This window comes from Chloroflexota bacterium (assembly GCA_026706485.1).
GTDB lineage: Bacteria > Chloroflexota > UBA11872 > UBA11872 > UBA11872 > JAJECS01.
The window spans coordinates 75831-99000 of sequence record JAPOYR010000006.1 but is presented as its reverse complement, the minus strand read 5'-3'; the positions used below and the strand labels follow the sequence as shown (position 1 = coordinate 99000).

Here is a 23170-nt window from a genome sequence, read left to right as displayed (position 1 = left end):
CTGCGGACCATCACTGACCGCCGTGCGCTAGAACCGGCCCTCGTGGATGCGACGTAGACCGGCCCAGAAGGCGTCGTCGTCGCCGACCCGCGCGTCCACGTAGATCCCAAAGCCGTCCGATCCCGACGTGACCATGGCCCGAGCGGCGGCGACGATTCGCTCGACGAGCACCGGCACGGGCTCGTTCTCGGGCGCGTTCGAGGCGATGGCCGTGGCACACACGCGAAACCGACTGCCCACGATGCCGCGCACGGTCGCCATCTCGCGCTCGATGCGGGCGACATCGGACAGCCAGCAGCCCGTCTCGCTTGATGGGTCGCTGAGCGGATAGAGCGGGTCGTTGAGAAAGAAGCGCGGATAGAGCGCGTCCACCAATCCCTCCTCGACCCACGCCGGCCAGTCCAGACCGAGCTTGTAGGCCTCGGTGGGACGGGCCCAGATGCCCTCGGTTGCCGCCGCAATTTCCACCGGCCGCCCCAAGGTGTCCAGGTCGCCGCGCAACTCCCGCAAGAACTGCGTCACGTACCCGGCCCGCAGGCGCGCCCAAGCCGGGTCGTCCACGGGCCGCGAGCGCGGATCCACGCCGAAGCGCCGACGGTACTCGGCAAGCGCCGGGTCGTCGTATCCCAGTGGCCACACGCTCTCGCCGGCGGCCAGCACGGGCAGGAACTCCAGCTGCACCCCATCGGCCCCGAAGTCTCGCGCGAAGGCCACCAATTCGCGGCGCGCATAGGCGCGGGCTTCGGGGTGCGCCAGGGCCAGGTAGCCCACGTCGTAGCCCAGCACCGGTTCGCCGACGTCCCAGTCGAGCCAGCTTCGGCCGTCGCGGGCCTTGGACATGAATTCGGGGTGATCGACGGCAAACCTTGGCACTCGACCGACAGGTTCAATGACCCGCGGCACCTGGTGGCGTGATCCCGCCCAGACGCCGGCAAGGCCGAGAATGCTGTAGGCGTCAACTCGAAGGCCGGCCGCGTGGGCCTCGTCGATGCGGCGTTTGAGCAACAGGGCGCCGGCTTCGGTCTGCTCCGGCGCGCCAATCTCGATGCCGTCGGAACCCGGCGGGCGCTCACAGGCGACCCACGCGTGACTTTCAAGCACGCCCTGGGCGTAGTGCATGACCTTGCTGACACCGGACGCGGCGCAAACGGCGGCGGCGGCGCCTGGGTCCACGAACTCGATGTCGACCATGGGGCGCACGCTAGCACGCTGCGCCGCGGCGCCAGGCCCTCCGAGTTGAAATCCTCGGGCGTCCGGGGTCAGCGGATAGCGTGAGGCTCAGGCTTGCGCCGCTCCGCCGAGGTACGGCCAGCGGGACGTAGGTCCCGAGAAACCCGGGGTGGCACGCCAACCGCCCTCCCGACAGGACGGCGGCGCTCAGTGGTGATGGTGCCGGTGCCCCGGCGGTCCGTTGGCACTCGCCGCGGCGGGGGCTCCGCCACGCCCGCGGCGACGCCACCGACGCACGGAGGTCCAGACGTAGGCCAGTCCAAGCAGACCCAGGGCCGTCAGCACGGTGGCGCCGCCGGCCGAGGCGTCGACGTAGAACGCGATGGTCAATCCAACGATGGCGCTGAACACTCCGGCCGCGACGGCCGTCGCCATGGCGGCCCGCAAGCCGCGCGCCAGCCGCAACCCAACCATCACCGGCACGACGAGCATGGCGCCCACCAGCAGCACGCCGACGACCCGCATCGACAGGGTGATGGTGGCGCCAGTTAGCACCGCCAGCGCGAGGTTGAGCGCACCGGTCCGCACCCCGTTCACTTTCGCCAGATCGTCGTCGAAGGCGATCTGCGCCAGGTCGACAAAGAACACGCCGACAAACAGCACCACGGCAACCGTGATCCCGGCGAGGAGCCACAGGTCCAACGGGGACACGCTGAGAATGGAGCCGAATAGGAACGAGAAGAGGTCGACGTTGAAGCCGCCGGCAATTCCAATCACGACGACGGCAAACGCGAGTGACCCGTAAAGCACCACGGCCAGGGCCATGTCGCCCGGAAGCCGACCGCGCGAACGCAACTGCTCGACGACGATGGCCCCAATACAGGCCGCCACTAGCGCCACCAGCGAGGGAAACGTGTTGGTCGCCAGTCCCACGGCCACGCCCATCAGCGCCACGTGCGCGAGCGTGTCGGCAATGAGCGAGAAGCGCCGCAGCACGACGAATACCCCGAGCGTGGGCGCCAGCATGCCCACGAGCACGCCGCCGGCGAGGGCGCGCAGCATGAACTCGTAGAGAAAGATCGACGGCACGGCTAGCGGTGTTCGTGGAGCGCGTCGTGGACCAGCACGTCGACGGGCGCGCCGTAGAGCATGGCGATTTCCGCGTTGGTGAGCTCGTGGGGCGGCCCGTGACGAACCAGGGTGCGGTTCATGCAGGCCACGGTATTGGCCTCCCGCAGCATGGCCCCGATGTCGTGTGAGACGAGCACGACGGTGAAGTTGCGCTCGCGGTTGAGGTCGCGCAGGAGGGCGTACAACTGCTCCTCGCCCGAGACGTCAATGCCGGCCGCGGGCTCGTCGAGCACGATCAGCTCCGGCTGACGCACGAGCGCCCGGGCCAAGAGCACGCGTTGCTGCTGGCCGACGGAGAGTTGCGACAGTCGCCGCCCCCTGTAGGACGCCATGCCCACCGCCTCGAGCGCCTCGATGACCTCGGGGCGCTCGGAGCGATGAAACAGCGCGAGGGGGGAAATGCCGCGATAGGCCCCGTGGGCCACCGTCTCCGCGACGGTGATGGGAAAGTCGCGCCAGGTCCCGGCGATCACCTGCGGCATGTAGCCGACGCGGTCCCAGTCGGCGAAGTCCACCGCATTGCGCCCGAAGAGCCGCACGGCGCCCGATAGCGGACGGAGCAGACCGAGGGCGAGCCGAATCAGCGTGCTCTTGCCGCTGCCGTTGGGCCCCAAGATCGCCGCCAGCTCCCCGGCATGGATGGTGAGCGACACGTCCTCCACCGCCACCGCCTCGCCGTAGGCGAACGTCACGCAATCCCACTCGATGACGGGACGCGATGGCGACTCAGAGCACGTCATTCACATTCCAAGGCAATCCTGAGGTTTGCAAGATTGTCTCGCATGAGTCCGAAGTAGTCGCCGTGCGCCTCGAGCTCGTTGTCCGTCACGCTCGCGATGGCGTGGATGGACAGCAGCTCCACCCCGGTTTCACGCGCCACGGTCTGTGCGAGACGATCGCTGAGCACGGGCTCGACCAGCACATGCCCCAACTCCAGCTCGGTCACACGGTCGGTGACGGACGCGAGCCGCTGGGGCGAGGGCGCGACGTCGGCGGATAGCCCGGCAACCGAGATCTGCTCCAGGCCGTATTGCGCGGCCAGGTATCCGTACGCCGCGTGCGAAGTCACGAAGTGATCGTGCTTGCAGGCCTCGAGACCGTCCGCAAACTCCTGCTCCAGCGCGTTGAGCTCGGCGATGAGCTCGTCCGCGCGCTGCCGGTACTCGTCGGCGTTCGACGCGTCCGCGGAGACGAAGGCGTCGCGGATGCGCTCGACCTGAAGCGCGGCCAGCGTGGGGCTGAGCCACATGTGGGGGTCGAGTGCGCGCTCTTCGCCCTCGTGGTGGCCGTCTTCGTCGTGGTGTTCGCCGTCCTCATCGTGGTGTTCGCCGTCCTCATCGTGATGTTCACCGTCTTCGTCGTCGTGGTGCCCCTCTTCGTCGCCGTGGTCACCCTCGTCCTCGTCGTGGTGTTCACCGTCTTCATCGTGGTGCTCACCGTCCTCGTGGCCGTGATCGCCTTCGTCGTCGTGATCGCCTTCCGCTTCACCGTGCGTGTGAACTTCGCCTTCCATCGCCCGCGTCGGGTCGGCCGCCTCCACGACAATCGCGGTCAGGTCGTCCCCAATGGCGTCGATCGCGCCATCCATCCAGGGCTCGAGCCCGATCCCGTTCATGACAATCACATCGGCGTCGCCCAGCGCGAGCAAGTCGGACGGGCTAGGTTCGAAACCGTGCGCCTCGATCCCCGACCCAACCAGCACGCTGACCTCGGCCCGGTCACCGCCGACACGTTCGGCGAAGTACCCCAGCGGATAGATCGTGGCGACAACCTGGAGGCGGTCGGACGCCCCGTCGCTTTCTCCGCAGGCGGCAGTGAATACCAGCACTCCAAGAATGGCGACGATCACGATGCGGAATCTCATTGACCAGGCTCCGGCGGCAATTGCTTCTCGACACATAGTGTCACCCTAGGCCGCTCCACGCGAAAGTGCGTGGCCGGCGGCGCCTTTCCCTCCGCCTCGCGGGATCCGGGGCTGATCCGGCTTGCGACGGGCTCATCGACCCGAAGCCAGCTTGTTCAAGCAGTCGCAACCTTGCCGGGGCTACCAGCGACACGTCATCCACCGCCGCCGCGTCACCGTGCGCGGGGGTCACATGATTCCGCTCGATTCGCGGCCCTGCGGCAGCGGCGAATCCATCATTCGCACTCCAGGGCGAGCCTGAGCGCCGCCATGTTGTCGCGCATGAGGCCGAAGTAGTCGCCGTGCGCGTCGAGCTCGTTCTGCGTCACGCTCTCGATGGCGTGGATGGCGCGGAGCTCGATGCCGGTTTCGCGGGCCACCGTCTGCGCGAGGCGGTCGCTGAGCACCGGCTCGACCAGCACATGCCCCAGGCCCAGGTCGGTCACGCGGTCCGTGACGCTGGCTAGCCGCTGCGGCGAGGGGTCCACCTCCGGGGAGAATCCGGCCAGCGCAATCTGCTCGAGGCCGTACTGCGCGGCCAGATAGCCGTAGGCCGCGTGCGAAGTCACGAAGTGATCGTGCTTGCAGGCGACGAGACTCTCGGTGAATTCCCGGTCCAACTCCTCCAACTCGGCCATCAACTCGTCCGCGTTTTGCCGGTAGGCGGCTGCGTTGGCCGCATCCGCGGTGATGAAGGCGTCACGGATGCGCTCGACCTGTCGCGCGGCCATCGTCGGGCTTAGCCAGAAGTGCGGGTCGAGCCCGCCTTCGCCGTGGTGGTGGTGGCCTTCCTCGTCGTCATGGTGGCCTTCCTCGTCGTCATGGTGGCCTTCCTCGTCGTCGTGATGGCCTTCTTCATCCTCGTCGTGGTGGCCTTCTTCATCTTCGTCGTGATGGCCTTCTTCGTCCTCGTCGTGGTGGCCTTCTTCATCTTCGTCGTGATGGCCTTCTTCGTCCTCGTCGTGGTGGCCTTCTTCATCTTCGTCGTGATGGCCTTCTTCGTCCTCGTCGTGGTGGCCTTCTTCATCTTCGTCGTGATGGCCTTCTTCGTCCTCGTCGTGGTGGCCTTCTTCATCTTCGTCGTGATGGCCTTCTTCGTCCTCGTCGTGGTGGCCTTCTTCATCTTCGTCGTGATGGCCTTCTTCGTCCTCGTCGTGGTGGCCTTCTTCGTCGTCGTGGTGGCCCTCTTCCTCGTCGTCGTGCATATGGACTTCGCCCTCCATAGCCAGCGCTGGATCGGCCGCTTCCACGACTACCGCCGAGATTTCGTCTTCGACGGCGTGTATCGCCCGCTCCATCCACGGCTCGAGACCGATTCCGTTCATCACGATCACGTCGGCGTCGCCGAGCGTCCGAAGCTCGGACGCCGTGACTTCATAGCCGTGCGCCTCGATGCCGGGTTCAACGAGCACGGTGACCTCGGCCCGGTCACCGCCAACACGCTCGGCGAAGTACCCCAGCGGGTAGATCGTCGCGATGACCGTGAGGCGCTCCGAACTCGGGTCGCCGGGCGCTGCCGCTTCGGTGGCGGAGGGCGTTGGGGTCGCAACGGCCGCGGCGCGCTCCGAACTCGAGTCGCTTTCCCCGCAGGCCGTAGCCAGGACCAGAACGCTAAAGATCGCGGCGAGCGCGATGCGGAACCTCATTGACCAACCTCCGATGGAGACTTCGTAATCGATACCTGGTCGCAATATACATTTATTGACACTGAGTCGCAATAATCAGCATCGTTCGAAAACTGCTTGGCTTGGTTGGCCGCGTCGTTCAGGCCGCCGCCAATTCGCGGACGGGTGTGCCTAAAAGGGGATCGGCGCTTCTCGGACTACCGCCCTTGACGTCCCTCGCCATCGGCCCAATCGATCCACACGGCCATGGGCGTCGGTTCGCGATTGGACCAGGCATAGAAGGGAACGGCGGTGAGCTCCGTCCCGGCGTCGCGACCCGCGGCGGGACCCTGGAGCACGGTCACTCCGCCCAGGAGGTCCGGTTGGTCGACGGGCACGAACGCCGCCAGGGTTGCAGCCGGCTGATACAGCGCCTGGGGTTCGGAGTCCGACACGAAGGGTCGAATGGCTTCGCCCGGCTCGACGGCGAGGTCGCGAACGCTCGTCGCCATGTTGTCGATCCCCTCGAAGCAGTAGAGCAACGGCCCGCGCATGACGGCGGTCTTGCCGCGAAACTCCTCGGCCCGCGGATCGGCCTCCATGCCAACCACCGGCATCGGCAGGTCGAGCGTGATCACGTCGCCGTCGTTCCAGGTGCGGCGCAGGGCGAGATATGCCCCCCGGGTGATCGGGTCGGCGACGGGCTCACCGTTGACGGTGGCCTGCGCGTCGTCGCACCAGCCGGGAATGCGCAGGTGCACCGTGAAGTCGGAAGGCTCGTCGACGCCTACATGCACCTCAACGCCGCCGCTCCATGGATAGCGGGTGCGCACGTCCAGGCTGATCGGCGAGCCATCCGGCAGATGCCAGTCCATGCGGCAGGCGTCGTACAGGTGCACCCACACGCCGTCGTCGGAGGTGGTGAACATGTAGGACGGCACCGAGGGCGTGAACCGGACCGCGTTGGCCCCGCAGCAGCCGGTGGCCGGGTTGCCCCAGGCGTTGCGGCGCGGGTGATCGCCGTCCGACGCCATGGGACACAGATAGAACCAACTGCGGTCGTCGAGGCCGTAGTGCGGCAGCAGGCCGTTGTAGAGCGCCCGCTCGAGCTGGTCGGCGTATGCGGCATCCGCGCCGAGCATCAACATGCGCCAGCTCCACATGACGTTGCCGACGCTCTCGCAGAGCTCGAAGCCGTGGTTGATGTGGTTCAGCACGTTGCCGAGCACGCCCTCGGCGAGGGCGAAGGGCTCCGGCGTGATGCGCTCGGGCATCCAGTGGTCCACGGCGATGTGCCCGGAAACTTGCAGCTTGCCGCGCATCATGTCGCGCCAGATGGCGTGCAGCTGCGCGTGCAGGGCCGGGTCCGATCGCTCGGCCAGCAGGTCGGCGGCGCCGGCGGGCAGATAGGTCTGCCGCACGACGTGACAATTGAAATGGCGCCAGTTGCCCTCGCCGGTGTGCGGGCCGATCACCGGCTCCTGCTCCATGAGCAGCGCGGTGAAGTGCGCCGCGAGCCGGAAGATGCGCTCCTCGCCCGTCGCCCGCCAAAGCTCGACCAGCGCCATTTCGATGCCCGGATGCTCGGCGAACGCGTTTCCCTCGAACTTGGCCGCGATCGCGTCCGCGACGCGAACGGCCACGTCGAGGAAATCGGTTTGCCCGGTGGTCCGATGGTGGGCGACGGCCGCCTGGATCATGTGGCCCGGGCCGGCGAGCTGATAGGAGAACTGAAAGTCGTCGCCGTAGTACCACTGCCAGAATTCCTCGCTGTCATGCGCGGCCACGATGCCGGCGACCAGCTCGTCCATGAGCGCCCGCAGGTCCGGGTCGTCCACGGATTGCAGCGTGAAGGCGCAAGCCTCAACCACTTCCATTAGCGCGGCGCGCCAGGAGTGCCGCAGGCGGCGGCTGTTGCGGCCCTCGAAGGTGGCGCGCATCGTGTCGAGCGCGCCAGGGATGCGCGATGAATCGCCGGTGCGCGCGAAGTGCGCGAAGGCGCGAAACGGCGCGACCTGGCCGTCCTCATCCATCCAGGCGAGGAAGGCGGCGATGCCGGCGGTGCGGTTGCCTTCCATGCGCGGTTTCCAAAAGCCGTCGCCCATCGTGACGGCGTGAATCGGCACGGGGCGCAGCCGCGCGTGGGGGCTGTCGGTGGTGTCGACGGCGCCCGCCAGCCGCCAGGGCGGCTCGGTGGCGCGTCCGCCGCTATTCCCAGCCAAAGCCGTAGAGCCGCGATCGCCGCAGATAGAACTTGGCGGCCACGTCGTCGCGCGGGGCCACGCTGCCGCCGGACCAGCGCGCCGGCTGCGCCTTGGAGTCGCCGTGCCAGGCCACGTAGTCCTCGCGGCTGAAGCCCTCGATCGCATTGCCGTCGGGATCGAGCAGCTCGACCTCGAGCTCACCGGGGCCAACCGTGGAGGTCGCCGCGTTGAGCAGCAGCTGCTTGCCGGCCACCGGCAGCGGGTGAGTGGTCAACGTGCCGACGTTGACGCCGCCCGCGGCGGACACGGCGGCCCAGTAGCGATCGAGCTCCCAGCTGGCGCGGCAGAGCGCGCCGTTGAAGATATGCAGCGACGGTTGATCGGAAAAGATATCGCCGTGGATGCCCTCGAGCGCGCCGTAGTACATGTAGACGCGGCCCTCGTGCTCGATGAAGCTGTGGGTGGGCCAGAGCATGCCACCGCCGTAGTCGCCGAGCGGCGCGTTGTCGAGCGTGGGGCGGCGCGCCGGGCGCTCCCAGATGCGGCGGTCGGCGCTGCCGGCGAACTGCCAGTTGATCGTCTGCTCGCGAAGGTTGTAGCAGCAGAGCAGACCCAGGTGTCCGCCCTTCACCTTCAATGGGGCCAACTCCATGAACTGCAGGTCCTGGGCGTCCTTCCAGTCCGGCTCGATGATGATCTCGATCGGCGACCAGTTCGATCCGTCGGGACTGGTGCGCCGGCCGATGACGCGGCGGCCCATCGGGAAGCAGTCGTAGGGGATGGCGCCGCCGGGATGCATCGTCGTGCCGACCTTCTGGATCAGCTCGTAGCCCCCGTCCTCGGATTTGAAGTAGGCCGAGTGGTCGGCCCCGCCGATGGGGGTGGTGTAGGGCATGATCATGCGGTTGCCGATCGTCATCACCTCGAGCAGCGGGCCCTCCTCGGCGTTCCAGTGGATGCCGTCCGACGAGAAGTAGCGATAGACGGCAGTCGGATGCCGGTCTTCGCCGGGCCGGCGCGGGATGCCGGGAATGAAGTTGGCCCCGATGCCCTCGGGTCGTCCCGGCACGCGCATGGCGAACATCTCGTAGCGCCGCTCGGGCTCCGCGTCGGGGTGGATGAGCACGGACGCAAACTGCGACGCGCCTCCCGAGTCGAGATCGAAGATGATGTTGGTCTTCGGATACCCGGGCTGAGAGGCGATATCGAGCTCGGGCCGAGTCCAGTTCACGCCGTCTTCGGATTCGCAGTAGGTGAGACGACGGTAAGACTCGAAGCGCGACTCCCCAGCGGGCGTCGAGAGATGCCAGCCCTTCCAGAGCCCGTCGATGGGGTCCTTGGCGAACGTGCCGTGGGCGAACACCGCGCCGCTGTCCCAGGGGAAGTGCGGCTCGAGCAGCGGATTGGCCGGATCGGGGACCGCCGGCTCGACCCGAAACGCGAGCGTGTCGCAGTCGGCGATGTCGTCATTGAGCAGCATCGACAGGCAGTTGGTCCGTGGCATGGCGCTCTCGCTCGCTGTGGGCGATGCCGCGCGGCATTGGCCGCGCGGGAGTGTGTTGAGTCTAGCGGAACGGCGCGCGCGGTGGCTCCCCGACGCTGGGCAGACTCAGGCAAGGACCGCTGCCTGCTACAACTGCGAACCGACCATTCGGACAAGCGCGGCGTCAGCCCCCCGGCGAAGGAGTTAACCGGTCACGACACCATCTGAACGCCGCGGGGCGCTGCGCGAGGTTTCCGGGCTCTTTTTGAAGCTCGGCGTGCTGGGCTTTGGCGGGCCGGCGGCCCACATCGCGATGTTCCGCGAGGAAGCGGTAAGCCGCCGCAAATGGCTCTCGGACCAGCGGTTCATGGACCTGGTGGGCGCCACCAGCCTGATCCCCGGTCCCAACTCAACCGAGATGGCGATTCACTTGGGGCTGGAGCGCGCCGGGTGGCGGGGATTGGTGGCGGCGGGCGCGCTGTTCATCCTGCCGGCCTTCCTGATCGTGACCGGGCTGGCGTGGGTGTACGTCGAGTTCAACGAGGCGCCGGCGTTGCAGTGGGCGCTCTACGGCATCAAGCCGGCGGTGATCGCGATCGTGGTCAACGCGATCGTGGGATTGGCCAGGACCGCGCTGGGCAAGGTGTGGACGCTGGTGCTGGCGGTCGGCGTGCTGACGCTCTACATCGCGGGCGTCAATGAGCTGATCCTGCTGGCCGCGGGCGGCGGCATCGGTCTGCTCGCCCGAGTCCGCGAATGGCCCGGACCCGGAGGCGGGGCTCTTTTCGGCCTGCTGCCGCTGGGTGCGATGCCGGCCGCCCTCACGGCCGCGAGCACGTTCGGCCTGGGGCACCTGTTCTTGCTGTTTCTCAAGATTGGCGCGGTGCTCTACGGCAGCGGCTACGTGCTGTTGGCGTTCATGCAGGGCGACTTCGTCGACCGCCTCGGCTGGCTGACCCAGCAGCAGCTGCTGGACGCGGTGGCGGTGGGCCAGATGACGCCCGGCCCGGTGTTCACCACCGCCAGCTTCGTGGGCTACATCCTCGGCGGCTGGTCGGGGGCGGTGCTGGCGACGGTGGCAATCTTCCTGCCGTCGTTCGTCTTCGTCGCCATGCTGAACCCGTTGGTGGCGCGGGTCCGCGCCGACCGTCGGGCCAGCGGCTTCCTGGACGGCGTGAACGCGGCGGCCATCGCGCTGATGATCGGCGTGGCGGCCACACTGGGACGCGCGGCCATCGTGGACGTGTTCACGGGAGTGCTGGCGGCGGTTTCGCTGGCGCTGGTGATTCGCTACCGCACGACGGCGACGTGGCTGGTGCCGGCGGGGGCCGTGGTGGGGGTGATCTACCAGGTGGTCGTGCCGTAGGTGCGACCACCGAGGTGTGCGACACGGCTGACGGACGGACTGCCACACCGTCGGCGCGCGCGCCCCATCGCCGGTTCGTCGAGGCTTTCGAGCACCCGCCATGACCACTGAAATATATTTCGTAGTCGAAGTTAAAGCCCGAACACGCCAAAAAACTCCCCTCCATAAGGAGAAGATCGTCCGCGCGCGCCCCCCGCAATCGGCGGAAAACCAGCCCAGAGGGCGCCTGCTTTGGACCTCGAAATCGCCTGAAAGCCAGGTGCCGTATCCTGATGAATGCAGAGTCTAGACCAGCCTGGAGAACGACACGTGGCAGTCGAAACGGCGCCGGTCGAGCGCACTGACGAGCTGGCGGAAAAGCTCGCGCACTTCGAGCGCGAGGGCTGGGTGATCTTCGAGGACGTGTTCGATCCCGAACGCGACTTCGCCGCGCTGTTGGAGGACTTCGAGCGCATTGCGGAACGCCTGGCCGATGAGGAGCTGACCCCGGAGCAGCTTGCCGCGTGGCCGCGCGACGGCGACCTCCAGGCGAAGCTGATGTACCTGGCCGAGTGCGCCGGCAAGATCGATGGGGCGCCGTTCGATCCCTCGATCAGGCCCACCACGATCGCCACGGCGGACCGCGATCCCTACTTGGGCAAGCCCGCCTTCGATTTGCTGCGGCACCCCAAGCTGCTGGACGTCGTCGAGCCGTTTGTCGGACCCGAGATCTACTCCTGCCCGATCCAGCACGCGCGGCTCAAGGTTCCCGAGCGGTTTCTGGCCCAGGACGACCGCCTTGGCCGCGCGACCCCGTGGCACCAGGACCACGCGGTGCAGTCACGCGAGGCCGACGACACCGACATGATCACCGCGTGGGTGGCCCTGAGCGACGCCATGACGGAGAACGGGTGCCTGAAGATCGCTCCCCGCAGCCATCGCCAGGGCCTGGCGCAGCACTGTCCGAACCCCGCGAGCGGCGTGCATCTTCCCGACGGCATCATGTCCAAGGAACGCACGCAGCCGCTGCCGGTGCGCGCGGGGTCGGTGATCGTGTTTTCCCGCCACCTCATGCACGGCGCCATGCCGAATCTGGGCGACAGCGTGCGCATGAGCCTGGACCTGCGCTATCAGCACCCGGACGCGCCCTCAGGCCGGAGCTACCTGCCGGGGTTCATCGCGCGCAGTCGCTCGAATCCGTCATCCGAGCTACGCGACCACCGCGAGTGGCGGCGGCAGTGGATCGAAGCGCACGCGCGGCTCGTGGCCCATCCGCCGGAGACCACGGGCCTGCGCTGGGATATCAACCACCCGCTCTGCGCGTAGCCAGTTCCGTTCGTGGTAAGCCCGTCGACCGTTCGTGGTGAGCCTGTCGAACCACGCCCTTCGACATCGCTCAGGGCGAACCTAGCCCGGACGGGCAGGTTTGAAACCTGCCCCTACCGTAGATTCCTAAGTGGATTTGGATTTCGGCTCCCCGGCTGCGGAGACACTTGCAAAAGCCGGCCAACTTTAGGGATTACCGCTCGAGCCCTTTTCGCTCCCAGGTTCACTGAAGGGTGGATTCCCGCCTTCGCGGGAATGACGAGGCGCTTAGCGCGCCGCCGTGGCCGGCTGGTGCTGTTCCAGCCACCCTCTCAGCGGGACGTCCTCGTCCGTGGGGGACGTGCGGCCGTGCTGGCTCGTGGAATAGCCGAGCAGCTGCCGCCGGATGGGATCGGCCGCCTCCCATAGGTCTGGCGGCACGGTCACCTCATCGCGGGCGTGGACCCAGCGGTGGGAGTAGCCGTAGAAGAGCGCCTTGCGCACGATGGGCGCGTAGTTTGGCGATCCGGCGTGCCAGAGCCGTCGATCGAAGAGCACGGCGGTGCCGGGCGACACGCACACAGGCATGGCGCCGTCCGGCTGGCCGCGGCCGGACGCGGGAACCTCGATCTCATTCCGCAAGTGGCTGCCGGGCAGCACCCAGAAGTTGCCCCGGTCGGGCTCGCTGGCGTCGCTGAGGAAATAAGCCACCTTGAGCGAGAGCCGGGGGCGGGGATTGGTTTCGAGGTCCTGGTTGATTTGCCCTGAGTCCTGGTGCCAGCCGAGCGTGGCCTCGGCGCCCCCGTTGGACGGCCGGTCAATCTGCTCCGCCGTGATGTAGTGGCTGTGATAGAGGTGGATGTTCCAGCCCAGGATTCCCCAGACCTTGGGCAGCGTGCGCGGATGATCGACCAGCTCGATCAAGGCGGGATCCAGTCCGGCGACGTCGATGGCGTTGACGCGACCGGCGCGGGCGCCGTGCGGGGTGTGGGTGTAGCCGCCGCTGGCGACCAGCCGGTCCATCAGCTCGCTCAGCTCGGCAACCTTGGCGTCGGAGAGCGCGTCTTCGACGACCAGGAATCCATCCCGCTCGAAGGTCGCCGCCTCGGAGTCGGTGAGCGCAAATTCCAAGCAACTCGGGTCCATCGCCGCACCTCGGTCCACGATCCTTATGGGCGCAGTGTGGCATGCGGAGCGCGTGCGGCGCAGGCGGTGATCACGCGGCGCGGCGGTTGAAGCGCCGATTCGCGACGTGATATACAGCGCAATCGCCGGGAGCCGTAAGAGGTGCAGGCGGATTCGACTGCGCGGCGCCTACAACCAGACCGATGCCGATGAGTGCCGGACGGGCACAAGCTTCCGCGCGCCATGCCATGCCGGAACGCATCCAGGCGATATAATCTCAGCCAACGTCGTGTTCGTGTCGACCAGTTGTGCGGCGGCGACCTCATGCGTCCCGCGCGAGCAGAGGGGTGAGGGATGAAAGAGACCTTGAGTCCGACGGGAACGCTGAGCCGGCGGCGTCTGTTCCGCCTGGCTGCGGCGGCCGGTGGAACCGCGACCGTCGCGATGATCCTGGGCGCCTGTGGCGAAACTGAAGTCGTCACCAAGGAAGTCATCAAGGAAGTTCCGGTCGAGACGGTCGTCACCAAGGAAGTGATCAAGGAAGTCGCGGTCGAGAAGGTCGTGACGCAGGAAGTCATCAGGGAAGTTCCCGTCCAGCAGGTCATCACGCAGCGGGTCGTCGAGGAAGTCATGGTCGAACGCGAGATCCTCGACATCTCGTTCTGGGACTTCGAGACGCGGCCGTTGGGCGTGGCGGCGCAGGACGCATGGTTCGCCCGCGCCGGCATTTCAGCCGACGTGCGCATGAACCGCGAAGTGGTGCCGTTCCGCGAGACCGAGCCGAAGATCCTGGCGGCCAAGGCCGCCGGCACGCTGCCGGACATGGTCTGGAGCCAGCCGGACGCAACCTGGAGCTGGTCGGGACAAGAGATCGTCGCGCCGGCGACGGACGCGCTGGACCTGATGGGGCGCGACATCTTTGGCGAGAACGACCTCAACGCCACCGCGGTCGACGGGGTGAACTATGGCGTGCCGCAGTTCCTGTGGCCCCACATCCTGTACTACCGCAGCGACCTCTACGCGCAGCACAGTCTGCCGGCCCCGGACTCGTGGGACAACATCCTGGCGAACGCCCAGGCGCTGAACAACCCGCCGGACATCTACGGCTACTTCACCTACCTGCTGGACGCCCATCCCAAGATGGCGTGGAGCTTGATGCCGGCGCATGACGCCTACGTCTTCGACGAGAATGGCAACAACTCCATCAACAGCGAAGGCACCATCGCGGCGCTCAAGCTGGCCAAGGCCCTGGACGAGGTTTCCGCGCCGGGCGCGGCCGCTCGCCACGAGGGCCACGGTCGGACGGAGTTCATCCGCGGCGCCACGGCGCACATGGTGTCGTCGACCTCGTTCTCCGGCACATTCCTGGCCGACAAGCCGGAAATGCTGGAGCAGGTCGCCGCCGTCGCGCAGCCGAGCGTGGCTGGCACGGGCGCCGGGTTGGCGGGGATGAACATCCTCAACATCACCACGCAGACGGACTACCCCGACCGCATGGCGGAGTTCTTCGCGGCGCTCTTCGACCGCCCGAATTACCAGGAGTGGTTCCAGAGCACGGTGATCGGTTGGGCGCCGACGCACGTGGACGTGCAGAACAGCGACGAGTATTGGGGCCACCCGCGCATCGCACCGGTGGCGCACATCATCCGCGCGGGCGTGGACGCCTCGCAGATGGCGTGGGTCGGCGGATCGAAGTACGGGTCCAAGGGCTCGGGACTTCTCGGGACCGTGACCGCTCGTAACATCGTGAAGGACATGTTCATCATGGTGTTCGACGGTGAAAGCCCCGAGGACGCCGCGGCTTGGGCGGAGGCCGAAGTCCAAAAGGTGATCGACGAGAACTAGTCGATCGAGTGCAGTTTTGGGGGCGGGCCGTCGGCGCTAGCCGCAGGCCCGCCCCCTGCATACCACGGTGAGGTGGGGTATTCGAGGCCTCAGCCTGCGCAATTCCGAGCGGCTCCTGGGAATAGGGCTGCTATTCCCGACCGTGGCCCTCATTGCCGCTGTCGTGCTCTACCCCATGATCTCGACGATGTGGCTGGCGTTCTTCAAAGAAAGCCTGCTGCGACCCAACGATCCTGCAGAGTTCGTCGGGCTCGACAACTTCGTGCGGCTGGTGTCCGATGGCGGCTTCTGGAAGGTCGTCATCAACAGCGTGGTGCTGACGGCCGGCGCCGTGGCCGGCGAGGTGATCATCGGCATGATCATCGCCCTCGCCGTGAACGCCAGCTATCGCGGCCGCGGGCTCTTCCGCACCCTCAACATCCTGCCGTGGGTCATCCCGTCGTTCGTGACGGCCTTCGTGTGGGTCTGGCTGCTCCACCCGCAGTTCGGACCCATCAACGCGTTCCTGCAGCTGCTGCACATCATCGACGAGCCAATCGCCTGGCTCTCCGAAGGCGTCACCGCGATGATCTCGCTGATCGCGGTCTTCACGTGGAAGGGCCTGCCGTGGACCTTCCTGGTGCTGCTGGCGGGCTTGCAGACGATTCCCGAGGACTGGTACGAGGCCGCCAAGGTCGATGGGGCGTCAGCGTGGCAGATGTTCTGGCACATCACGGTGCCGGCGCTGCGCTACGTGCTCGTCATCGTGCTGGTGCTGCGCACCATTTGGACGTTCAACTCCTTTGACATGGTGTACCTGCTCACCGGCGGGGGACCCGCGCGAGCGACCCTGACGCTGCCCATGCAGGTATTCAACGCGGGCTTTCGCGAATACAACGTCGGCATGAGCTCGGCCATCGCCGCCGTGATGGTGGTGCTGGTGGTGCTGCTGTCGCTGATCATGCTCCGCGTCGGCTGGGTCGAGGAAGAGTCGGAACGATGAGGCGCGTGGCCAAAGTCCTCACGGCGAATCATCGTCCGCGGGCCTTGCTCGGCCTGTTTCTGTCGTTTCTCGCCGTGTTTCCCATCTATTTCATGGTCGTGGGGTCGATCAGCCCCGTGGAGACCTTTCTTCGACGGGACCTTGGGGAAATCCTGCTCCCCCGCGCGTTCGTCGGGGACCACATGGCCGTGGTGGCGTTCGACCCGGTCTTTCTGCGTTTTGCCCTCAACAGCCTCATCGTCGCAACGGGCACGACGGTTGTCTCGATCGCTGTCGCCACGCTTGGCGCCTATAGCCTCGCTCGGCTGCGATTTCCCGGCGGCGAGGTGATTGGGCGGTTCGCGCTGCTGACATACACCGTTCCATCAGTGCTGCTGCTGATTCCGCTATTCAAGATCGTCGTGACCCTGAATCTCGCCAACAACCTGATCGCGCTTGTGATTACCTATACGACGTTTTCGGTGCCGTTCTGTCTCTGGCTGCTGCGCAGCTACTTCCAGTCCCTGCCGCGCGACCTGGAGGAAGCGGCGATGGTGGACGGCGCGAGCCGTTTGGGAGCGCTCTTCCGGGTGATCCTGCCGCTCTCGGTGCCCGGCATCGTGGCCACGGCGCTGTTCGCGTTCATTCTGGCCTGGAACGAGTTCCTGTTCGCCCTGGTGTTTACCACCACATCCGACGTCAAGACGCTGCCGATTGGCGTGAGCACCACCTTCACGGCGGAGCAGACGGCTACCGACTGGGCGGTGGCCATGTCGGCGTCGACGCTGTCGGCGGTGCCGATCTTCATCATCGTCTTGGTGTTGCAGCGAGGGCTGGTGCGGGGCATCACCGCCGGCGCCGTCAAGGGATGAGAGTTCTGACGCAACTGACGGGTTCGCATACACGCACACGGAGGGTTTGCCCGTGATCATCGATGTCCACTCGCACTGCCTGCAGCCGGATCACGTGAGCGAGGCCTCGCGCCGCGCCGACGAGCGGGCGGGGTATCCGCCCATGCAGCCGCTGCCGTTCGAAACCTATCAAGAAGCCATGCGCGTGGTGGACAAGTCCGTCGTCTTTGGCGTGCGCGCCCTAGCGTGCGGCGCCCTGAGTCCCAACGACTTCACCGCCGAGTGGGTGGCGAAGGACCCGGACCGGATCATCGGGTTCATGTGCATCGATCCGACCGAGGACGGCTATCTCGAGGAGATCGAGCGCGGCGTCGAGCTCGGGCTGCGCGGGATCAAGATCTATCCCATGCTGGCGCACTTCAATCCGGCCGATCCGTTCTACTTCGCCCTCTACGAGAAGGCCCAGCGCCTGGAGCTGCCGATCCTGTCTCACGTGGGCACGCATCCGAATCCGCGGGCGATCCTGAAGTACAGCCACCCGCTGCTTTTCGACGAAGTGGCGCAGGCCTTCCCGGACCTGAAGATCGTGATCGCGCACATGGGCCATCCCTGGCAGCGCGATTGCGCGGTCGTGATCCGCAAGCACGCCAACGTCTACGCCGACGTCTCGGGCGCGGGCTGGGTGCGGCCCTACTCGGCCTGGGAGGCCCTGGTGCTGATGGTCGAGTGGGGCGTGGCCGACAAGCTGCTGTTCGGCTCGGATTTCCCATTCTGGACGCCCGAGGAGGGCATGACCAAGATGCGCCGCCTCAACGAGCAGGTGGAGGGCACCAACCTGCCGCGAATCCCGGACGACGTGATCGAGGGAATCATCCACCGCAACACCCTGGAACTCCTGGGGCTCGAATGATCGGCGGACGTTTCTAGGCCCGGCCCGAACCACCGCGAACCCGGCGACTCACGCCAAGGAGCTGCACGCCCATGCGACCAAGAAAAATCACGGACATCAAGACCTTTCTCGTCGGCGGGTCGTGGCGCAACTGGCTGATCGTCAAGATCGAGACCGACATCGACGGCCTGCACGGCATCGGCGAGGCCACCCTCGAAGGCCGGTCGGCGACGGCCGAAACGGCGGTTCATGAGCTGAAGCGCTATCTCATGGACAAGGACCCGTTCGAGATCGAGAAGCACTTCCAAGAGCTGTACCGGCGGGCGTTCTACGGCGGCGGGGCGGTGCTGACGAGCGCGATCAGCGGCGTCGAGACGGCCATGTGGGACATCAAGGGCAAGGCGCTGGGCGTTCCGGTCTACGAGCTGCTCGGCGGCAAGGTGCGCGACCGGGTGAAGCTCTACGCCAACGCCTGGTACCGGCAGGGCATGAGCCCGGAGCAGATGGCCGAGGCCGCCAAGGCCGCGCTGAAGCTGGGCGTCCAGGGAATGAAGTTCAACCCGTGGGGCGCCCGCGAGGGCATCGACTTCTATCGCATGGACAACAACATCCTCAACACCGGCGTCGAGGCCGTGGGCGCGGTGCGCGAGGCCGTGGGACCCGACATCGACCTTTACATCGACTGCAACGGCATCTTCAACACCGTGGGCAACGCCGTGCGGGCGGGCAAAGCGGTGGAGGAGTACAACATCACCTTCTTCGAGGAGCCCATCCCCCACGAAGACCTGGACGCCATGGCCTACGTCCGCAGCAAGCTCAACATCCCGATCGCCACGGGCGAACGCCTGTTCACGATCTTCAGCTTTCAGCAGCTGCTGAACCACGGGGGCGCCGACATCGTGCAGCCGGACATGGCCCACTGCGGCGGAATGCTGGAGGCGCGCAAGATCGCGGCCATCGCGGACTCCCACTACGCCGCGTTCGCGCCGCACAACCCCAACGGCGAGGTGTCCTACGCCTCGGCGGTGCAGATGGCGGCCTGCGTCCCGAACTTCCTGACGCTGGAGCACTTCCCGCCGGAGCCGTGGCGGTTCGAGGTGTGCGCCAACCCGCTGACCGTTGAAGACGGGTGGCTGGAAATCCCGGACCGGCCCGGCCTGGGCGTGGAGTTCAACGAGGAGGCCGCCAAGGACCATCCCTACCAGCCGATGGACCTCTACGACCTGCACCGACCCACGCTGCGGCTGAACGTGCCGTCGTTCAAGGGGCGCGACCAGCTGCGGTAAGGGTCTTTCCGGCAAACGCTGCCTAAGGGATCGGTCGCGCAAGCAGGGAAGGAAACTCAATGATCGTCGACGTTCATACGCACTGCCTGCAGCCGGAGCATGTGAGCGCGGCGTCCCGCCGGGCCGATGTGCGGGCGGGGTATGCGCCCATGCAGCCGCTGCCGTTCGAGACCTATGCCAAGGCCATGGAGGCGGTTGATCGGGCCATCGTGTTCGGGGTGCGGGCGCTGGCCTGCGGCATGCTGAGTCCCGACGACTTCACCGCCAACTGGGTGGCCAGGGACCCGGACAAGCTCATCGGGTTCATGGGCATCGATCCGACCGAGGACGGCTATCTCGACCAGATCGACCGGGGCGTCGACCTGGGCCTGCGCGGGATCAAGATCTATCCCATGCTGGCGCACTTCAATCCGGCCGATCCGGTCTATTTCGCCCTCTACGAGAAGGCCCAGCGCCTGGGACTGCCAATCCTTTCGCACATGGGCACGCAGCCGAATCCGCGGGCGATCCTCAAGTACAGCCATCCACTCCTGATCGACGAGGTGGCGCAGGCGTTCCCGGACCTCAAGTTCGTGATCGCGCACATGGCGCACCCGTGGCAGCGCGACTGCGCGGTGGTCATCCGCAAGCACGCCAACGTCTACGCCGACGTCTCGGGCGGGGGCTGGGTACGGCCCTACCAGGCCTGGGAGGCGTTGGTGCTGATGGTCGAGTGGGGCGTGGCCGACAAGCTGCTGTTCGGGTCCGATTTCCCGCTCTGGACGCCGCAGGAAGGCATGGACGACATGCGCCGCCTGAACGACCAGGTCGAGGGCACGAACCTGCCGCGGATTCCCGACGAGGTTCTCGACGGGATCATCCATCGCAATTCGCTGGAGCTGCTGGGGTTGGAGTAGGGCGGGCGCCCACTAGGGGTGCCCCTACAGGAGAGGGGGCCGTGCGCCGTATCCGCCCCTCAGATTCCTCGCTGCGCTCGGAACGACAACGTTGCTGGTCCAGGCTGGAGTCGGCCGATTCACAAACGAAGTGCAACACCTGCTGAGGGTGTTGCCATGGGAGACTGCGGCACATCGCATCGGTGAGAAACGCCGTGGCGCGCCGGCGGCGACCCGGCGCTGAGGGCACATTCGTTATGTCAATCAGATCGCGCGCTATCCGGCTGCTGGCGGCGGGCCTGCTTTCAGTCTCACTGGCGGCGTGCGACGGGGCGCCGGCTGAGCCGCTGAAGCTCGGGCTGCTGACCTACATCAGCGAGGGGGCGCCGCAGAACGCTCAGGATCGGCAGCGGGCCTTCGAACTGGCGGTGGCGCACGTTAACGAGGCCGGCGGTGTATTCGGCCGGCCGGTCGAGACAGCCGTCGGCGACACCGCGCTCGACCCGGACACGGCAGTCGTAGAAGCGCGGCGTCTGATCGAGGATGAAGGCGTGCACGCGCTCGTCGGACCCAGCACCAGCGCCAACTCGCTGGCAGTGGTCGAGCGCGTGGCCGGGCCGGCCGAGATTCCCATGGTCAGCCCCTCGGCCACCTCACCCCGGTTGACCGACGCCGCGGACGACGACTTCTTCTTCCGCGTCGCCCTGTCCGACGTGGCGCAGGGCCCAGTCCTAGCGCGGGTCGCCGGCGATCGGGGCTTTGACAACGTGGGCGCGATTTACCGCAACGACGCCTGGGGGCTGGGATTGGTCCAGTCCTTGCAGGACGCCTGGGAGGGCGCCATCACTGCCGTAGCGATCGAACCTGGACAAACCGAGTTCGCCGACGCCCTGCGGCAGTCGGCCGCCACCGGCGCTCAGGCCTTGATCCTGATCGTCTACTCAACGGAGACGGAGGTCATCCTGCGCGAGGCGCTCGAGCGCGGGATCTATGACCAGTTCGTCTTCAGCGACGGGGTCAAGAGCCCGGCCCTGGTCCAGGCAATCGGCGGCGCCGCGCTGGCCGGCATGTACGGCACCGGGCCGGCCCCTCCGCCGGCCAGCGAGTCCGCCGCTCGGTGGGAGGCGGCCTACCTGGACGCCTACAGCAAGCCCCCGGCAGGCACGTACGTCCGCGAGGTCTACGACGCCACCGTCGCCCTAGCGCTCGCGGCCGAAACGGCCGCGAGCACCGACGGCGCCGCGATCCGCGACCAGCTGCGCGCGGTGGGCGGCGGACCGGGAGAAGTCGTATTTGCGGGGCCGGACGGCATTGCCCGGGCGCTCGAAATACTCGGCGCGGGCGGCGCGGTCGATTACGACGGCGCCTCGGGGACGCTGGATTGGGACGAGAACGGCGACCTGCGCCGCGGCTTCATCGGCATTTGGCGCTACACGACCGACGAGCGGATTGAGGACGTCGATGTCGTGCTCTTCGAGAATTAGGCACGGTCTGAGCAACGCCACGAGATTGCAGCGTCAGCTAGATTCCCGTGTCCGGAGACCTCTGCAAAACCCGGCCAAGCTCGAGGATGACCGGGCGAATCCATCCGCCCCCAGGTTCAATGACGAGTGGATTCCCGCCTTCGCGGGAGTGACGGAGGATTGCGCAACGGTCGCCGTCCGCGGGATTGACGAAGCGATGGTCAGGGGCTCCGCCGTGGGGTGGCGGCCGGGCATGGCATCGCGCACCATCGGTAGCGGGCAGTCGATGCGCGCTGGAACGAGGACGAAGCCATGGTCACGAAACAAGCGGGCGAGCTGCGGCGGATCGTGCTCGAGATCCTGGGCGCCGCCGGAGCAACGGACGAGAATGCAGCCGACGTGGCCAACCATCTAGTCATCGCCGACATGAGCGGCGTCGTGACCCACGGGGTCACACAGCTTTCGGGGTACGTGACCGCCATCAGGGCCGACCAACTGCTGCCGTGCGCGCGCCCGGAAGCCCTCAAAGACCTCGACGGCGGGGCGCTGGTCACCGGCAACTGGACGTTTGGGCAGGTGGCGGCGAAGTACGGCGCCGAGCTGGGCATCGGCAAGGCGGCCACGTCCGGCCTGGCCCTGGTCTCGCTGGTCCAGTCACACCACATCGGACGCCTGGGCCACTACGTGGAGATGGCCGCGGCGGAGGGCCAGGTCTCGCTGGTTTGCGCCGGCGGGTTCGGCGCCGTCGACCCGCAGACGGTGCCCTATGGCGGTCGCACGCGCGTGCTGCACACCAACCCGATTGCGATGGGCTTCCCCGTCGCGGGCGCGCCGCCCATGATGTTCGACTTCGCCACCACGGCGCTCTCCGGCGTGAAGGTGGTCAACGCCCAGAAGCGCGGCGAGACGCTGCCGCCGGGCAGCATCATCGATGCCGAGGGGAATCCGACGACCGATCCTCAGGCGTTCTTCGACGGCGGTGGCCATGTTCCCTTCGGGGCGCACAAGGGCTACGCGCTGATGATGGCCGCCGAGTTCCTGGGGCGCACCTTCTCCGGATCGGACGACTTCGCCGAGGAAACGCGCGGGGGCGACATCATGCGCCACCAGGGCGTGACGATGCTGTTCGCGCGGGCCGACCTCTTCCGCGACATGGACGCCTACCTGAGCGGCGCGCGGGAGCTGGTCGACCAGGTCCACGCGGCGGAGCCCGCGCCGGGATTCAGCGAAGTGCTGGCGCCCGGCGACCTAGAGGCGCGCACCCGCCTACAGCGCGAGCGCGACGGGATTCCGCTGCACGACGACGTGTGGCAGGACCTGGTGGACAGCGCCGCGTCCCTCGGGCTGGACATCGCCTGACGGTCGGCCCGGACTAGCGGCGGTGGGGCTGCTCTCCGTCGCCGCGCCACATGGGGCCGGTGGGACTGGCCAGCCAGGCATTCCAGCGCGCCTCCCAGCCGCAGGCGGACTCCCAGGCGCCCCGCACGGGGACGTGGGGCCGCGGCCCGGAGGGCATGGCGCCGGCGCCCCGGGGTCCGATGGGGTCCACCAACAGCTTCAGGAATCGGCGCAGTCCGGACTGGATTCCCGCCTTCGCGGGAATGACGAAGGTGAGGAGTCCGCGCAGTGCGGCGCGCACGCCGCCCGGCGCTGCGGGCCGCCGAAGTTTGGTTCGTGGTCCGGACAACTCATCCATGGACCAATTCTGCGACCTCGCGGCGCCGCGCGGA

At 67.2% G+C, this 23170-nt stretch carries 20 protein-coding genes; 11 read left to right on the top strand and 9 right to left on the bottom strand.

Annotation, left to right across the window (positions count from 1 at the left end; all coding sequences use genetic code 11):
- Nucleotides 1-27 precede the first annotated feature (27 nt).
- The 5 genes from OXG79_05240 to OXG79_05220 all read right to left on the bottom strand — a co-directional run bounded on the left by OXG79_05240 (nt 28) and on the right by OXG79_05220 (nt 4935).
- A complete protein-coding gene (locus OXG79_05240; protein ID MCY3783173.1) occupies nt 28-1191 on the bottom strand; it encodes a family 10 glycosylhydrolase in 1164 nt (387 codons plus the stop codon).
- A 186-nt stretch (nt 1192-1377) separates the two neighbouring features.
- Nucleotides 1378-2259: a metal ABC transporter permease gene (locus tag OXG79_05235; GenBank protein ID MCY3783172.1), complete on the bottom strand. Its 882-nt coding sequence runs from the start codon at nt 2257-2259 to the stop codon at nt 1378-1380.
- Between the two features lie 2 nt (nt 2260-2261).
- Nucleotides 2262-3041: a metal ABC transporter ATP-binding protein gene (locus OXG79_05230; GenBank protein ID MCY3783171.1), complete on the bottom strand. Its 780-nt coding sequence runs from the start codon at nt 3039-3041 to the stop codon at nt 2262-2264.
- Nucleotides 3038-4165 (bottom strand): zinc ABC transporter substrate-binding protein, encoded by a 1128-nt coding sequence (locus OXG79_05225; GenBank protein ID MCY3783170.1) that lies wholly within the window; start codon nt 4163-4165, stop codon nt 3038-3040. Before OXG79_05225 ends, OXG79_05230 begins: the two co-directional genes overlap by 4 nt.
- Before the next feature lie 275 nt (nt 4166-4440).
- Nucleotides 4441-4935 (bottom strand): zinc ABC transporter substrate-binding protein, encoded by a 495-nt coding sequence (locus OXG79_05220; GenBank protein MCY3783169.1) that lies wholly within the window; start codon nt 4933-4935, stop codon nt 4441-4443.
- Between the two features lie 18 nt (nt 4936-4953).
- Here OXG79_05220 and OXG79_05215 point away from each other — a divergent pair, with 18 nt between their 5' ends.
- Nucleotides 4954-5853 carry a hypothetical protein gene (locus OXG79_05215; protein MCY3783168.1) on the top strand — a complete coding sequence of 300 codons (900 nt, stop codon included), beginning with the start codon at nt 4954-4956 and terminating at the stop codon, nt 5851-5853.
- Between the two features lie 173 nt (nt 5854-6026).
- On the opposite strand, the gene OXG79_05210 is transcribed toward OXG79_05215, so the two are convergent.
- Together OXG79_05210 and OXG79_05205 are read right to left on the bottom strand one after the other, a co-directional pair.
- Nucleotides 6027-8030 carry a glycoside hydrolase family 127 protein gene (locus OXG79_05210; GenBank protein ID MCY3783167.1) on the bottom strand — a complete coding sequence of 668 codons (2004 nt, stop codon included), beginning with the start codon at nt 8028-8030 and terminating at the stop codon, nt 6027-6029.
- Nucleotides 8017-9516 (bottom strand): hypothetical protein, encoded by a 1500-nt coding sequence (locus tag OXG79_05205; GenBank protein ID MCY3783166.1) that lies wholly within the window; start codon nt 9514-9516, stop codon nt 8017-8019. The genes OXG79_05210 and OXG79_05205 overlap by 14 nt, the downstream gene beginning before the upstream one ends.
- A 244-nt stretch (nt 9517-9760) precedes the next feature.
- Here OXG79_05205 and chrA point away from each other — a divergent pair, with 244 nt between their 5' ends.
- Complete coding sequence (gene chrA / locus OXG79_05200) at nt 9761-10861, top strand: chromate efflux transporter (protein MCY3783165.1); 1101 nt, start codon at nt 9761-9763, stop codon at nt 10859-10861.
- Nucleotides 10862-11170: 309 nt separating this feature from the next.
- Nucleotides 11171-12166, top strand: a complete 996-nt coding sequence (locus OXG79_05195; protein ID MCY3783164.1) for a phytanoyl-CoA dioxygenase family protein — start codon at nt 11171-11173, stop codon at nt 12164-12166.
- Between the two features lie 267 nt (nt 12167-12433).
- On the opposite strand, the gene OXG79_05190 is transcribed toward OXG79_05195, so the two are convergent.
- Nucleotides 12434-13291: a phytanoyl-CoA dioxygenase family protein gene (locus OXG79_05190; GenBank protein ID MCY3783163.1), complete on the bottom strand. Its 858-nt coding sequence runs from the start codon at nt 13289-13291 to the stop codon at nt 12434-12436.
- Nucleotides 13292-13624: 333 nt separating this feature from the next.
- Between OXG79_05190 and OXG79_05185 the strand changes: the two genes are divergently transcribed.
- The 8 genes from OXG79_05185 to OXG79_05150 all read left to right on the top strand — a co-directional run bounded on the left by OXG79_05185 (nt 13625) and on the right by OXG79_05150 (nt 22799).
- Complete coding sequence (locus OXG79_05185; GenBank protein MCY3783162.1) at nt 13625-15115, top strand: extracellular solute-binding protein; 1491 nt, start codon at nt 13625-13627, stop codon at nt 15113-15115.
- A gap of 142 nt (nt 15116-15257) precedes the next feature.
- Entirely contained in the window at nt 15258-16097 is an 840-nt protein-coding gene (locus tag OXG79_05180; GenBank protein ID MCY3783161.1) for a sugar ABC transporter permease, read from the top strand.
- A 5-nt stretch (nt 16098-16102) separates the two neighbouring features.
- On the top strand, nt 16103-16948 hold the full coding sequence (locus OXG79_05175) for a carbohydrate ABC transporter permease (protein ID MCY3783160.1): 846 nt from the start codon (nt 16103-16105) through the stop codon (nt 16946-16948).
- 52 nt (nt 16949-17000) lie between these two features.
- Nucleotides 17001-17837: an amidohydrolase family protein gene (locus OXG79_05170; protein ID MCY3783159.1), complete on the top strand. Its 837-nt coding sequence runs from the start codon at nt 17001-17003 to the stop codon at nt 17835-17837.
- A gap of 71 nt (nt 17838-17908) precedes the next feature.
- A complete protein-coding gene (dgoD, locus tag OXG79_05165; GenBank protein ID MCY3783158.1) occupies nt 17909-19102 on the top strand; it encodes a galactonate dehydratase in 1194 nt (397 codons plus the stop codon).
- Between the two features lie 59 nt (nt 19103-19161).
- Nucleotides 19162-19998, top strand: coding sequence for an amidohydrolase family protein (locus OXG79_05160; protein MCY3783157.1), 837 nt, complete (start codon nt 19162-19164; stop codon nt 19996-19998).
- Nucleotides 19999-20234: 236 nt separating this feature from the next.
- Nucleotides 20235-21461, top strand: coding sequence for an ABC transporter substrate-binding protein (locus OXG79_05155; protein MCY3783156.1), 1227 nt, complete (start codon nt 20235-20237; stop codon nt 21459-21461).
- A gap of 291 nt (nt 21462-21752) precedes the next feature.
- On the top strand, nt 21753-22799 hold the full coding sequence (locus tag OXG79_05150) for an Ldh family oxidoreductase (protein ID MCY3783155.1): 1047 nt from the start codon (nt 21753-21755) through the stop codon (nt 22797-22799).
- A gap of 13 nt (nt 22800-22812) precedes the next feature.
- On the opposite strand, the gene OXG79_05145 is transcribed toward OXG79_05150, so the two are convergent.
- On the bottom strand, nt 22813-23079 hold the full coding sequence (locus OXG79_05145) for a hypothetical protein (protein MCY3783154.1): 267 nt from the start codon (nt 23077-23079) through the stop codon (nt 22813-22815).
- Between the last annotated feature and the right edge of the window lie 91 nt (nt 23080-23170).